This is a genomic window from Erythrobacter sp. NE805 (assembly GCF_046452355.1).
Taxonomy (GTDB): Bacteria; Pseudomonadota; Alphaproteobacteria; order Sphingomonadales; family Sphingomonadaceae; genus Erythrobacter.
Window position 1 is genome coordinate 250,597 of the sequence record NZ_JBKFDI010000004.1, and the last position, 13,150, is coordinate 263,746.

Genomic DNA, 13,150 nt, shown 5'->3' on the forward strand with positions numbered 1-13,150 from the left:
CAAGCAATTGCTGTAAGGGTTCGGCCCATGACCACCGCGACAAGCCACCCCTTCGCCGCCATCATCCTTGCCGCCGGCAAGGGCACCCGCATGAAGAGCGACCTCCACAAGGTGCTGCACCCGATCGCCGGGCGGGCGATGCTCGATCACCTGATGGCGAGCGTCGCCGAACTCGGCCCGGAGCGCACCGCGGTGGTGGTCGGCGCGGGGCGCGAGCAGATCGAGAAGGCGGTGGGCGCGCGCGCGGCGACCTGCCTCCAGGAGCCGCAGCTCGGCACCGGCCATGCGGTGCAGCAGGCCGAAAGCGCGCTCACGGGCTTCGAGGGCGACGTGCTGGTGCTCTACGGCGACGTGCCCTTCGTGAAGGCGGCGACGATGCGCGCGATGCTCGAACGGCTCCACGGCGCGGACGACCCCGCCGCGGTGGTGCTCGGCTTCGAGCCCGACGACCCGCTCGCCTATGGCCGGGTGATCGCCGACGATGCGGGGCGCATCCTCAGGATGGTCGAGTTCAAGGACGCCGATGAGGGCGAGCGGGCGTGCCGCCTGTGCAACTCCGGCCTGCTCGCGGCGCGCGCCGGAGACCTCTTCGCGCTGCTGGCGCGGGTCGGCAACGACAATGCACAAGGCGAATACTACCTCCCCGACATCGTCAACATCGCGATCGCCGACGGAAGGACCTGCGCGGTGATCGTGGCGGAGAGCGCCGACGAAGTCGCCGGGATCAACAGCCGCGCCGAACTCGCCGCCGCCGAGGCGCGCTGGCAGGCCGCGCGGCGCCTTCAGGCGATGGACGAGGGCGCGACCCTGATCGCGCCCGAGACGGTGTTCTTCAGCCACGACACCGTGTTGGGGCGCGACGTCACCATCGAGCCGAATGTCTTCTTCGGCCCCGGGGTGCGCGTCGCCGACAAGGTGCTGATCCGCGCCAATAGCCACATCGAGGGCGCCAGCCTCGCGAGCGGCGTCAAGGTCGGCCCCTTCGCACGGCTCCGCCCGGGCACGGTGATGGAGGAGGACAGCTTCGTCGGCAATTTCGTCGAGGTGAAGAACGCGGTGATGCATCAGGGCGCCAAGGCCAGCCACCTCACCTATCTCGGCGACGCCACCATCGGCGCAGGCGCCAACATCGGCGCGGGGACGATAACCTGCAACTACGACGGCTACTTCAAGTATCGCACCGTGATCGGCGAGCGCGCCTTCATCGGCTCGAACTCGGCGCTGGTCGCCCCGGTCAGCATCGGCGCCGACGCGATCGTCGCGGCGGGATCGACCGTCAGCCGCGACGTCGCTCCGGGCGAGCTCCGGATGGTCCGCGCCGAGCAGCTCGTGAAGGACGGCTGGGCGGACCGTTTCCACGACACGATGAAGAAGAAGAAGGCGGCGGAGAAGAAGGGGTGAGGGTGCTGCGCGGGTTGCTGGAGGTGGGTGCGCTGTTCCTCGCCCTGTTCCTTGTCATGCCCTACATCCCCTCTCATGAAGGCTTCGTGCACCGGTTCGGCGCCAAGCAGGGCGTGGCTATCGCGCTGTTCGCTGCAAGCCGGGTGCTGCGCTGGCGGGACAGCTGGTGGATCGCGCTACCGGAGGCGGCAGCATTCGGGGCTTTCGCCTGGGCGCTGACCGAGAGTTACAACCTGTTATGAGTGACGACTCCGAAACCCTCACCTGCTGGCTCTGCGAGCGCCCGCTGGGCGACATCGTCCAGTGGCATCACCCGGTGCCGAAGTCGAAGAAAGGCAAGGTCAAGGTCCCGGTCCACCCGATCTGCCACAAGACCATCCACGCCAGTTTCACCAACAACGAGCTCGCCCGCATCGGCGAGAACGCGGAGACGATCCGCGCCAACCCGGCGATCGCGAAATTCGTCGCCTGGGTCGGCAACAAGCCCCCGGATTTCGACGCGCCGACGCGCTAGGCGCAGGGGCTCAGGCGTCCTGCATCCGCTCCGTGCTCTCGCCGCCGCTGGCGAGGTAGTCGGCTTCCCACTGCTCGAACTCGTCGCGGCTCAGGAGGTAGCGCTCGCGCGCCTCGTGAAAGCTCATCGCCTTCTCGCGCACCGCGCGCACCACCTGGTCCTTGCGGGCCTTGGACCAGTGGACGCGGTGGGTCCGGGGCAGCTGGTAGTAGCTCTTGATCGCATCGGCGATCGACACGTTTCTCGGGTAGGCCACGGTGGTGCTCCTCGTCGCAAGAATTGCCCGCGATGACCCGAATGTTGACGGAGCCGGTTAACGAAATCCTACCGCGAAATCTTAAGATCGCGTTGACGATTTGCGACGTGCCTGGCTTGCGACGAATGGAAGTGCTTGTGTCGGCTCGGTTTACGGGCAGTCGCGTTACCTTGCGGCACTAACGCGAGAAAAGGCGGCTTCCGCGTGGGAAGCCGCCCCTCCTGGTTGCACCGTGCCCTCGGGTTTCTACTTGGCCGGCGCGGGAGCCGGGTCCATCAGTCGCTGCATCAAGTAGATGAATTGCAGCGCCTGGAGCTTGGCGCGCTGGTCGTTGTCGACCCCGCCCGAGTGGCCCCCGGTGGTGTCCTCGAAATAGTAGTAGGGCTGGCCCAATGCCTTGAGCTTCGCCGCCGCCTTGCGGGCATGGGCGGGATGCGTGCGGTCATCGGCGGTCGAGGCCCACAGGAAGGGCGCGGGGTAGTCCACGCCCGCAACGATCTTCTGGTAGGGCGAATAGCCCTCGATCCAGGCGCGCTGTTCGGGGATGCGCGGATCGCCATATTCGCCGATCCACGAGGCGCCGCGGCCGATCAGGTGGTAGCGCAGCATGTCGAACAGCGGGATCTGCACGATCGCCGCGCCGAACAGCTCCGGCTTCTGGGTGAAGGCCGTGCCGACCAAGAGCCCGCCCTGCGAGCCGCCCTGGATGCCGAGGTGCTGCGGCGAGGTGAAGCCGCGCTTCACGAGGTCCTCGCCCACGGCGATGAAGTCGTCCCAGGTGCGCTGCTTGTTCTCGCGGATCGCGGTCTGGTGCCATTGCGGCCCGAACTCGCCCCCGCCGCGCAGGTTGGCGAGCACATAGGCGCCGCCCTTCTCGACCCACAGCTTGCCGGTCGAGCCGAGGTAGCCCGGAAGGCGCGGGATCTGGAAGCCGCCGTAGCCGGTGAGCAGCGTCGCGGTCGAGCCGTCGGCCTTCATCCCCTTGGGCTTGACGATGAAGTAGGGGATCTTCGTCCCGTCCTTGCTGATCGCCTCGTGCTGCTCGACCTCCATGCCCTCGGGCGCGAAATAGGCGGGCGAGGTCTTGAGAACGGTCGGAGCGGCGCTGCCGTCGGTGTAGTAGAGCGTGGTCGGCTCGAGGAAACCGGTCACGGTGTACATGATCTGGTCGGTCTCGTCCGAGGAGGCGGCGATGCCGAGCGTCGCGTTGTCGGGCAGGGGGACGGGCTTGCTGACCCACTTGCCGCCCTCGAAATTGAACTGGAGCACCTTGCCGACGACATTGTCGAGCAGGGTCACGAACAGCGAGGAGCCGGTGATCGCGCCGCCCTGCTTGGTCTGCCTCGGGCCGGGTGCCCAGACTAGGGTCTTTTTGGCGCCGTTGGGGTCCTTCTTCCACTCCTCGAGGTTCACCGCGATCAGGCTGTCGGCGGGGAAGGTCTGACCACCGGTGGTCCAGTCCTCGTCGGTCGAGATGAGGAGGTGCCCGTCGACGATCCCGTAGGGCGCGGCTTTCTTGGGCAGCTCGAGCTGGAGCCACTTCCCGTCCTTCTCGACGTAGTAGAGGCTCTCGTGGAAGCTGATCCCGCGGAAGGCGGTGCGAGCGTGGATCGTGCCCTTGTTGTCGCGCAGCAGGGTCGCGCCCGCCCACACGTCGGTCGGCTCGCCGCGGAAAATCTCCTGCGCGTCCTCGATCTTCGTGCCGCGCTTCCAGACGCGGGTGGTGAAGGGGTAGCCGCTCTCGGTGAGCGTGCCTTCGCCGAAGCCGCGGCCGACCAGCAGCGTGTCGGCGTCGATCCACTGGATGCCGCCCTGGCTCTTCTGGTCGAGCACGAAGCCGCCTTCGACGAAGCGCTTGGTCTTCATGTCGAATTCGCGCATCACGGTCGCGTCCTCGCCCCCGTCGGAGAGCGCGATCATGCACTTCTCGAGCGCGGGCGGCAGGCAGGTCGAGCCCTGGTAGACCCACTCCCTGCCTTCCGCCTTGGCGAGCGCGTCGACGTCGAGCACCGTCTCCCACACCGGCTTGTCGCTGCGGTAGCTTTCGAGGCTCGTGCGGCGCAGCAGGCCCTTGGGGTTCGTCTTGTCCTGCCAGAAATTGTAGAGCCCGTCGGGGCGGATCGAGACGAAGGGGATGCGGTCCTCGCTGTCGAAGATCGCCAGCGCCTCGGCCTTCAATTGCGCATAGCGCGGGTCGGCCTCGAAGGCGGCGAGGGTGCGCGCGTTCTCCTTGGCGACCCAGTCGAGCGCCTCGGGGCTGCGGGCCTGCTCGAGCCAGATGTAGGGGTCCTGCTCGGGGCCGGGAATGCCGTCGTCGGCGAGCGCGATGGTGGAGGTGGTCATGGCAAGGGCAATGGCCAGGGCCGATGCGAGTTTCAAGTGCGTCTCTCCATGTGACCTTGCGCGAAAGCCGTGTTGCTTTCGCGGATGCGCCTTGGTGACGGGAGGCGGCGCGGATTGCAAGGCCGCGCAGGGAGTTAATCCGCGCGAAGCACCCAGGCGTGGATGCGGCGGTGGTGCAGCTCCTCGCTCGCGAGCGGCCGGTAGTCGCGGGCGATCGCGGCATCGATGCGGTCCTTGGCCGCGAAGTTCTGGGGGGTGAGCGGTTTTGCGGCGGTGACGATCACCGGCGGGTGCCCTGCGAGGATGCGCGCCACCTCGTCCTCCTGCCGGACCATCAGCGCCTCGCTCTCGAGCGCGTTGTTGAGGTGATCGGGGTAGATCAGCCGGGTCGGGAGGCAGCTTCCGGTGAGCTGGTAGAGCGAGGTCGGCCCGTCGAAGACGAGCAGGCACCGCCCCTCGCGCGCATCGAGGTGCGGCGCGATCGCGTCGGCGAGGTGCTGGATGGCGCTGCGGTTCTGGTGGCTGACCCAGTACTGGTAGGGCACGATCAGCAGGTAGACCAGCGCCGGGATGAGGGCGGGCCAGTTCGCCCGGCCGCTTGGCGGGCGGTGGAACAGCGGCAGGGTCAGCAGCACGCAGGGCGGGATCAGCGCGGCGAGGTAGTGGCGATAGACGGTCGCGGGCAGATACGCGCTCGCCAGCGCCGCCGCCATCCACAGCACCGCGAAGACATAGTGCTGCGGGAAGCCCTCCGGCCAGCTGCGCTGCGCGGCCCTGATCCCGAGCGCGGCGAGGGCGAGCTGGACGAACAGGAAAGCCATCATCACCGGGTGCGTGCGCCCCGTCGCCGCGGGAAGGCGGTCGAAGAAGGAGACGAAGTTGGCGAAGACATATTCGTCCCAATGCCCCGTGAGCGCGTAGCCGGCGCTCACCGCGGCGGTCGGCAGCAAGCCGAGCACGCCGAAACCCAGCGCGAGCGCGGCGAGCCGGCCCAGCCCCATCCCGCGGCGCGCCTGCCCCCACAGCGCCCACAGGCCGAAGAACAGGCATTGCGGCAGCGCGGTGTACTTGATTTGGAGCGCGAGCCCCCCGATCAGCATCGCCGCGAGCGCCCGGACGACGGCGCGGGGGTGGGCGGGATCGCGCACCAGCACCGCCATCGCGATCAGCATCGGGATGAAGAACACCTCCGAATTGCCCGAATGCGCATCGTTGATCGCGGCGAGCACGACGTAGAGCGCCCCCCCCGCGGCCGCGGTCCCCCGGTCGGTCTGCGCGCGGGCGAGCACGAAGGTCAGCACCGCCCCGCCGAGGGTGAACAGCGCGCCCGCGACCTGGTAGGCCGCAGCGCCCGGTCCGCCGACGGCGTGGAAGGCCGCGAACAGCGCGAACAGCCCCCAGGGCTTGCGGTCCCACAGGTCGACGAAGGGCACCGCGCCGTGAAGCATGGCATTGCCGATCAGCGAATAGAGCTGCTCGTCGACATCGGCGTTGGGATCGCCGATCCATGCGCCCCGCACGAGGAGAGTGAAGACCGCCAGCAGCAGCACGATCCCGACATCGGCGCGGCTCGGCGCGCGGGTGCGGTTCACAGGGTGGATGGCGGGGCTGGCGAGGGTCGCTGACATGGCACCCCCCTGGCACGAGCATGGTTAATTTTTCGACCGGGGCCGGCGAAAAGCGGCCTCCGCCATGCGCGGATCAGGGCCTGCGCAGCGCCCAGCTGCGGATCATCCGCTGGTGGAGCTCGACGCGGCCGAGCGGGCGGTAGTCGCGCGCGATCGCCTGTTCGACGAGTGCGATCGCGACCGGGTTCTGCGGGGTCAGCGGCTCCTCGGCGGTGACGATCACCGGCGGGCGGGTGGCAAGGATGCGCGCGACCTCGTCCTCCTGCCGGATGCCGAGCGCCCCGCGCTCGAGCGCGTTGTTGAGGTGGTCGGGATATATGAAGCGGGTCGGCAGGCAGCTGCCCGTCATCCGGTAGAGCGCGGTCGGACCGTCGAAGACGAACAGGCACCGCCCCGCCTCGGCATCGACCAGCGGAGCGATCGCGCTCGCGAGGCTCTGCGCGCTCGCGCGATCCTCCCGCGAGACCTTGTAGAGGTGCGGCATCAGCGCGAGGTAGAAGAGCGGGGGCACCAGCACCGCGAAGTTGACGCCCTTGCCTCCCTCGCGCTCGAACAGCGGCAGGCTCACCAGCACCGCCGCCGGGGCCATCGCCGCGATGTAGTAGAGGTAGAGCGTCGCGGGGAGGAAGGTCGTCGCCGCCGATGCCGCGAACCACAGCACCGCGAAGACATAGGCCCGCGGCCACGCCCGGCCCCACTTGCGCCGGGCCGCATTGAGGCCGAGCAGCACCAGCGCGACGATGAGCAGGATCACGCCGAGGAAATAGGGCTGCGGCCAGCGGCCCCAGGGCCCCGGCGCGCGCGCGAAGAAGGATACGAAGTTGGCGAAGACGAAATCGTCCCAGCGCCCGGTCACGGCATAGCCCGCGGCGACGGCCGCGGTCGGCAGCACCCCGAGCACGCCGAAGGCTACCGCGAGCGCGGCGAGCTGCGGCAGTCGCATCCCCTGCCGGAACTGCCCCCACAGCACCCACAGACCGAGGAACAGGCAGAGCGGGATCACCGTGTACTTGACCTGCAGGGCGATGCCCCCGAGCAGCATCGCGGCCAGCCCGCGGGCGAGCGCGCGGGGGTGCTGCGGATCGCGCACCAGCAGCGCCATAGCGATCACCATCGGCAGGAAGAAGGCCTCGGAATTGGCCGAATAGGCCCCGTAGATCGAGAGCATCAGGATGTAGAGCATCCCGGCTCCGAGCGCCGTCACCCGATCGGTGAGGTCGCGCGCCATGTGATAGAGCATCGCCGCCCCGGCGACGGTGAAGACCGCGGCGAGACCCTGATAGGCCGCCGGCCCGGGTCCGCCGATCGCATGGGCGAAGGCATAGATCGCGAAGAGGCCCCAGGGCTTGCGGTCCCACAGGTCGGTGAAGGGCACCTTGCCTTCGAGCATCCCGCTGCCGATCACCGAGTAGAGCTGCTCGTCGAAATCGGCGACTGGATCGCCGATCCACGCGCCGCGCACGAGGAGCGTCAGCAGCGCGAGGACCAGCACGGCTCCGAGGTCGGCGGCGGCGAGGCGCGGCTTGAGGGCGAGGCGCGGCTTGACGCCGGTGGGGGGCGGGGCGAACATGGCCCCGCCTTTGCCACGGACATGGTTAATTTTTGGCTCGGGTCGACGCGAAAAGGGCGGACCTTGCGGCCCGCCCCTTCAGGTGTTCGTGCTGCCGGGGGGCGCTCAGCCCTCGACGTGCTCGGCGAGGACCGTGAGGCCCTTCTCGCCGACTTCGGCAAAGCCGCCGCGAACCTGGATCACTTCGGGTGCCGCGCCTGCGGTGGCATAGACCTGGAGCGCGCCGTCGCGGATCGTCGACATGAAGGGCGCATGGCCCTCGAGCACGCCGAATTCGCCCTCGGTGCCGGGGACGACCACCATGTGGACCTCCTGCGAGCGGACGAGCTTGGCGGGGGTGACGAGTTCGAAGTGGAGGGGCATTGTCTCTTCCTAACCCCCCTCCCGTCTGCGGGAGGGGCTGGGGGTGGGAATGGGCCGGCGGAGGCCCACCCCGCTGCGACTAGCCAGCAAGCTGGCAAGTCTCGCTCCCCTCCCGCAAGCGGGAGGGGGAACGACTTACGCCTCTTCGGCCATCTTCTTGGCCTTTGCGACCGCCTGATCGATCCCGCCGACCATGTAGAAGGCCTGCTCGGGCAGGTGGTCGTATTCGCCGTCCACGACTGCCTTGAAGCTCTTCACGGTGTCCTCGATCTGCACGAACACGCCCGGGATGCCGGTGAAGACTTCCGCGACGTGGAAGGGCTGCGACAGGAACTTCTGGATCTTGCGCGCGCGGGCGACGGTGAGCTTGTCCTCTTCGGAAAGCTCGTCCATCCCGAGGATCGCAATGATGTCCTGCAGGCTCTTGTACTTCTGCAGGATTTCCTGGACGCGGCGGGCGGTCTCGTAGTGCTCCGCGCCGACGACGCGGGGTTCGAGCACGCGGCTGGTCGAGTCCAGCGGGTCGACCGCCGGGTAGATGCCGAGTTCCGAGATCGCGCGCGACAGGGTGGTGGTCGCGTCAAGGTGCGCGAAGGAGGTCGCGGGGGCCGGGTCGGTCAAGTCGTCCGCCGGAACGTAGATCGCCTGCACCGAGGTGATCGAGCCCTTGGTGGTCGAGGTGATGCGCTCCTGCAGCTTGCCCATGTCGGTCGCGAGGGTCGGTTGGTAGCCCACCGCCGAGGGAATACGGCCGAGCAGCGCCGACACTTCGGAACCTGCCTGGGTGAAGCGGAAGATGTTGTCGACGAAGAACAGCACGTCCTGGCCTTCGACGTCGCGGAAATATTCCGCCATGGTCAGGCCCGAGAGCGCGACGCGCGCGCGGGCGCCCGGGGGCTCGTTCATCTGGCCGAACACGAGCGCCACCTTGGAGCCTTCCGAGACGGCGTTGCCCTCGGCGTCCTTGGCGATGACGCCCGCGTCGAGGAATTCGTGGTAGAGGTCGTTGCCCTCGCGGGTGCGCTCACCCACGCCGGCGAACACCGACACGCCGCCGTGGCCCTTGGCGATGTTGTTGATGAGCTCCTGGATCAGCACGGTCTTGCCGACGCCCGCGCCGCCGAACAGGCCGATCTTGCCGCCCTTGGCATAGGGCGCGAGGAGGTCGATCACCTTGATGCCGGTGACGAGGATCGCCGCTTCGGTCGACTGGTCGACGAAGGCCGGGGCCTCGGCGTGGATCGGGGCGGTCTGCTCGGCACCGATGGGCCCACGCTCGTCGATCGCCTCGCCGACGACGTTCATGATGCGGCCAAGCACCTTGGGGCCGACCGGAACAGAGATCTGCGCGCCGGTGTTCACCACTTCCGCGCCGCGCACGAGGCCCTCGGTCGCGTCCATCGCGATGGTGCGCACGGTGTTCTCGCCGAGGTGCTGAGCGACTTCGAGCACCAGCGTCTTGTCGCCATTCTTGGTTTCGAGCGCGGTGAGGATCGGCGGCAGCTCGCCTTCGAACTGCACGTCGACGACGGCGCCGATGACCTGGCTGATGGTGCCGTTGGTCGTCTGATTAAGGGCGGGTGCGGTGGCCATTTTAGGTTTCCTTGCCTTCAAATCTCGTCATTCGGCTCGATGAGCCAACGTTGCTTCCCGTCGGGTTCGGTGCCGATCCTGAGCATGGCTCGGCCTCGTTCCCATTCATCTTCCGAGTTCGCACGGAACTCGTAATCACACTCCGCTCTGCCAGCGCCTCGCGCGGCGCATTGGGCATTGCGGACCTCCACATTCCCAAAGGCTGCGCTGTAACATTCCGCGCGGCCTTCGCAATTTACAGTCTCCAGCGTCTTGAACCCTTCACTCTGGTCGATGGCGAAGCGCAATTGACCCAAGCTTGGTTCAGTCCCGAGCGTCGGCGCACAGGCGGTAGCCGCTGCGGTGAAGAGGGCTAGAGCGATCCTTCTCAAAGCGCCTCCGCGCCTGCGATAATCTCGATCAGTTCGGTGGTGATCGCGGCCTGGCGGCTGCGGTTGTACTGGATGGTGAGCTTGCTGATCAGCTCGCCCGCGTTGCGCGTGGCGTTGTCCATCGCGGTCATCGAGGCGCCCTGTTCGCTCGCCTCGCGCTCGAGCAGCGCGCCGAACAGCTGGGTGCGCACGTAGCGCGGCAGCAATTCTTCGAGGATCTCCTCCTCGCCCGGCTCGTACTCGACCACCGCTTCCGCGGCGATGGCTTCCGAAGGCGCGGGGACGGGGATCAGCTGGGTGACGGTCGGCTCCTGCGCCAGCGCCGACTTGAAGGTCGGGTAGACGAGGTGTGCGACGTCGAACTTGCCCGCCTCGAACAGGCCGATCAGCTCGTTCGCGATGCTCTCGGCCTCGTCGAAGCCGGGGGTGCGCACGGTGCTGGTGTCGAAGCCGCCGGTGATCTGGCTAGCGTAGTCGCGCTTCAAGGGCGCGCGGCCCTTCTTGCCGACGAGGTAGAACTCGACGCTCTTGCCCTGCGCCTCGAGCTCGCGCGCCTTGGCCTTGGCGGCCTTGACGAGGTTCGAGTTGAGGCCACCGCACAGCCCCTTGTCGGTGTTGACCACGACGAGGAGGTTGCGCCGGTCCGAGCCCGTGCCAGCCAGCAGGCGCGGGGCGCTGTCGCCCGCGACCTTGCTCGCCAGCGACGCCATCACCGCACCGAGCCGCGTGGCATAGGGGCGCCCGGCCTCGGCCGCGGCCTGGGCACGGCGCAGCTTGGCCGCCGCGACCATCTGCTTGGCCTTGGTGATCTTCTGGGTCGACTTGACCGAGTTGATCCGGCCCTTGAGTTCCTTGAGTGAGGGCACGTCAGGGCGTCCTTACGCGAACTGCTTGGCGAAGGCTTCGAGCGCGGCCTTTGTCTTGTCGGCAACCTCGCCCTCGAACTTCTTCGAGGTGCGGATCTCGGCCAGCACGGCGCCGTGTTCGCGGCGCATGAAATCGAGCATCTGCGCTTCGTATTCGTTGACGCGGTTGACCGGGATCGCGTCGAGGAAGCCGTTGGTGCCGGCGTAGATCGACACGGTCTGCTCCTCGAAGGGCATCGGGCTGAACTGCTTCTGCTTGAGGAGCTCGGTCAGGCGCGCGCCGCGGTTCAGCAGCTTCTGGGTTGCGGCATCGAGGTCCGAGCCGAACTGCGCGAAGGCCGCCATTTCGCGGTACTGCGCGAGGTCGAGCTTCATCGAGCCCGAGACCTTCTTCATCGCCTTGGTCTGCGCGGCGCCGCCGACGCGGCTCACCGAGAGGCCGACGTTGATCGCCGGGCGGATGCCCTGATAGAACAGGCCGGTCTCGAGGAAGATCTGGCCGTCGGTGATCGAGATCACGTTGGTCGGGATGTAGGCCGACACGTCGCCCGCCTGGGTCTCGATGATCGGCAGCGCGGTCAGCGAGCCGTGGCCGTTTTCCTCGTTCATCTTCGCCGCGCGCTCGAGCAGGCGGCTGTGGAGGTAGAACACGTCGCCCGGATAGGCTTCGCGGCCCGGAGGACGACGCAGCAGCAGCGACATCTGGCGGTAGGCGACGGCCTGCTTCGAAAGGTCGTCATAGACGATCACGGCGTGCATGCCGTTGTCGCGGAAGAACTCGCCCATCGCGCAGCCGGTGTAGGGCGCGAGGTACTGGAGCGGGGCGGGCTCCGAAGCGGTCGCGGCGACGACGATGGAGTATTCCATCGCGCCGTTTTCTTCGAGCTGCTTGACGATCTGCGCAACCGTCGAACGCTTCTGGCCGACCGCGACGTAGACGCAGTAGAGCTTCTTCTTCTCGTCGTCGCCCTGGTTGGCTTCCTTCTGGTTGATGAAGGTGTCGATCGCGACGGCGGTCTTGCCGGTCTGGCGGTCGCCGATGATCAGCTCGCGCTGCCCGCGGCCGACGGGGACGAGCGCGTCGATCGCCTTGAGGCCGGTCTGGACGGGCTCCGAGACGGATTCACGCGGGATGATGCCCGGCGCCTTGACTTCGACGCGGCGGCGTTCGGCGGCGACGATCGGGCCCTTGCCGTCGATCGGGTTGCCGAGCGCATCGACCACGCGGCCGAGCAGGCCCTTGCCGACCGGCACGTCGACGATGGTGCCGGTGCGCTTGACGACGTCTCCTTCCTTGATCTCGGCGTCCGAGCCGAAGATCACGACGCCGACATTGTCGGCCTCGAGGTTGAGCGCCATGCCCTGCACGCCGTTGGCGAATTCGACCATCTCGCCGGCCTGGACCTGGTCGAGGCCGTGGATGCGGGCGATCCCGTCACCCACGCTCAGCACGGTGCCGGTCTCGCTGACTTCGGCCTCGGTGCCGAAATTGGCGATCTGGTCCTTGATGACCTTCGAGATTTCTGCGGCGCGGATTTCCATGGTTCTTATCCTTTAGGCCTGCATGGCCTTGGCGAGCGAGTTGAGACGGGTGCGGATCGAGGCATCGATGCGCTGCGATCCGATGGTGACGACGAGGCCGCCGAGGAGGTCGGGGTCGACCTTGGCGGAGAGCATGACGGTGCGGCCCTCGCGCGCGGTCAGCTTGGTCTTCAATGCGGCGATCTGGTCGTCGCTGAGCGGGTGCGCGCTGGTGACGGTGGCGGTCACCTCGCCGCGCTGCGCGGCGGCGATCGCCTTGAAGGCGGCGATGATCGCGGGCAGCTTCGCGAGGCGGCGGTTGGCGGCGAGCACGCCGAGGAAATTGGTGGTCAGCCCTGAGATCTTGAGCTTCTTGGCGACCGCGGCCATCGCCTTGCCCTGCACCTCGCGCGAGAGCTCCGGATTGGTGGTCAGCGCGGCGAGGTCGCCCGAATCGCCGAGCGCGGCGCCCAGCGTCGCGAGGTCCTTCTCGACCGCGGTCACCTTGCCGTTCTCGGCGGCGAGGTCGAACAGGGCCGAGGCATAGCGTCCAGCCAGGCTAGCCTTGATACCGGCGGAAATATCCACGCGCTTCCAATCCTCTCGGAAAAGCTCAACAGGGGTCTTGCTTGAGCCTTGGATGAGGGCGAGCGCAGGGGCTGCCCGCAAGGCTGGCGCGCGCCTAGCAATTGATTCCCGCCCGCGCAAGCCGCGAGGCGGCGGA

At 67.8% G+C, this 13,150-nt stretch carries 12 protein-coding genes; 3 read left to right on the top strand and 9 right to left on the bottom strand.

Annotated elements, in window-relative coordinates:
• Nucleotides 1–27: 27 nt before the first annotated feature.
• From glmU to ACLBKU_RS15285, 3 genes are read left to right on the top strand one after another with little or no spacing between them, the layout of a single operon-like run.
• Nucleotides 28–1,401 carry a bifunctional UDP-N-acetylglucosamine diphosphorylase/glucosamine-1-phosphate N-acetyltransferase GlmU gene (gene glmU / locus ACLBKU_RS15275; protein WP_410180417.1) on the top strand — a complete coding sequence of 458 codons (1,374 nt, stop codon included), beginning with the start codon at nucleotides 28–30 and terminating at the stop codon, nucleotides 1,399–1,401.
• Complete coding sequence (locus tag ACLBKU_RS15280; RefSeq protein WP_410180418.1) at nucleotides 1,398–1,643, top strand: hypothetical protein; 246 nt, start codon at nucleotides 1,398–1,400, stop codon at nucleotides 1,641–1,643. Before glmU ends, ACLBKU_RS15280 begins: the two co-directional genes overlap by 4 nt.
• On the top strand, nucleotides 1,640–1,915 hold the full coding sequence (locus ACLBKU_RS15285) for an HNH endonuclease (RefSeq protein ID WP_410180419.1): 276 nt from the start codon (nucleotides 1,640–1,642) through the stop codon (nucleotides 1,913–1,915). The genes ACLBKU_RS15280 and ACLBKU_RS15285 overlap by 4 nt, the downstream gene beginning before the upstream one ends.
• 10 nt (nucleotides 1,916–1,925) lie before the next feature.
• Here the strand turns inward: ACLBKU_RS15285 and ACLBKU_RS15290 are convergent, their stop codons facing one another.
• From ACLBKU_RS15290 to ACLBKU_RS15330, 9 genes are all read right to left on the bottom strand, one after another.
• Nucleotides 1,926–2,171, bottom strand: coding sequence for a DUF1153 domain-containing protein (locus tag ACLBKU_RS15290; RefSeq protein WP_410180420.1), 246 nt, complete (start codon nucleotides 2,169–2,171; stop codon nucleotides 1,926–1,928).
• A 246-nt stretch (nucleotides 2,172–2,417) separates the two neighbouring features.
• Nucleotides 2,418–4,514: a prolyl oligopeptidase family serine peptidase gene (locus tag ACLBKU_RS15295; RefSeq protein WP_410180421.1), complete on the bottom strand. Its 2,097-nt coding sequence runs from the start codon at nucleotides 4,512–4,514 to the stop codon at nucleotides 2,418–2,420.
• Nucleotides 4,515–4,648: 134 nt separating this feature from the next.
• A complete protein-coding gene (locus tag ACLBKU_RS15300; protein ID WP_410180422.1) occupies nucleotides 4,649–6,142 on the bottom strand; it encodes an ArnT family glycosyltransferase in 1,494 nt (497 codons plus the stop codon).
• Nucleotides 6,143–6,215: 73 nt separating this feature from the next.
• Nucleotides 6,216–7,712, bottom strand: coding sequence for an ArnT family glycosyltransferase (locus tag ACLBKU_RS15305; RefSeq protein ID WP_410180423.1), 1,497 nt, complete (start codon nucleotides 7,710–7,712; stop codon nucleotides 6,216–6,218).
• Nucleotides 7,713–7,817: 105 nt separating this feature from the next.
• Nucleotides 7,818–8,075, bottom strand: a complete 258-nt coding sequence (locus ACLBKU_RS15310) for an ATP synthase F1 subunit epsilon (RefSeq protein ID WP_410180424.1) — start codon at nucleotides 8,073–8,075, stop codon at nucleotides 7,818–7,820.
• Nucleotides 8,076–8,210: 135 nt separating this feature from the next.
• Complete coding sequence (gene atpD, locus ACLBKU_RS15315; protein WP_410180425.1) at nucleotides 8,211–9,668, bottom strand: F0F1 ATP synthase subunit beta; 1,458 nt, start codon at nucleotides 9,666–9,668, stop codon at nucleotides 8,211–8,213.
• A 367-nt stretch (nucleotides 9,669–10,035) separates the two neighbouring features.
• Nucleotides 10,036–10,905 (bottom strand): F0F1 ATP synthase subunit gamma, encoded by an 870-nt coding sequence (locus ACLBKU_RS15320; protein WP_410180426.1) that lies wholly within the window; start codon nucleotides 10,903–10,905, stop codon nucleotides 10,036–10,038.
• Nucleotides 10,906–10,917: 12 nt separating this feature from the next.
• A complete protein-coding gene (gene atpA / locus ACLBKU_RS15325) occupies nucleotides 10,918–12,447 on the bottom strand; it encodes a F0F1 ATP synthase subunit alpha (protein WP_410180427.1) in 1,530 nt (509 codons plus the stop codon).
• A 12-nt stretch (nucleotides 12,448–12,459) separates the two neighbouring features.
• Nucleotides 12,460–13,014, bottom strand: coding sequence for a F0F1 ATP synthase subunit delta (locus ACLBKU_RS15330; protein WP_410180428.1), 555 nt, complete (start codon nucleotides 13,012–13,014; stop codon nucleotides 12,460–12,462).
• Between the last annotated feature and the right edge of the window lie 136 nt (nucleotides 13,015–13,150).

What these genes read in the sequence shown, in the direction of transcription:
- glmU (WP_410180417.1), top strand. Translation starts at nt 28, where the DNA reads ATGACCACCGCGACAAGCCACCCCTTCGCCGCCATCATCCTTGCCGCC.
- ACLBKU_RS15285 (WP_410180419.1), top strand. Translation starts at nt 1,640, where the DNA reads ATGAGTGACGACTCCGAAACCCTCACCTGCTGGCTCTGCGAGCGCCCG.
- ACLBKU_RS15300 (WP_410180422.1), bottom strand. Translation starts at nt 6,142, where the DNA reads ATGTCAGCGACCCTCGCCAGCCCCGCCATCCACCCTGTGAACCGCACC.
- ACLBKU_RS15305 (WP_410180423.1), bottom strand. Translation starts at nt 7,712, where the DNA reads ATGTTCGCCCCGCCCCCCACCGGCGTCAAGCCGCGCCTCGCCCTCAAG.
- atpA (WP_410180427.1), bottom strand. Translation starts at nt 12,447, where the DNA reads ATGGAAATCCGCGCCGCAGAAATCTCGAAGGTCATCAAGGACCAGATC.
- atpD (WP_410180425.1), bottom strand. Translation starts at nt 9,668, where the DNA reads ATGGCCACCGCACCCGCCCTTAATCAGACGACCAACGGCACCATCAGC.
- ACLBKU_RS15295 (WP_410180421.1), bottom strand. Translation starts at nt 4,514, where the DNA reads ATGACCACCTCCACCATCGCGCTCGCCGACGACGGCATTCCCGGCCCC.
- ACLBKU_RS15310 (WP_410180424.1), bottom strand. Translation starts at nt 8,075, where the DNA reads ATGCCCCTCCACTTCGAACTCGTCACCCCCGCCAAGCTCGTCCGCTCG.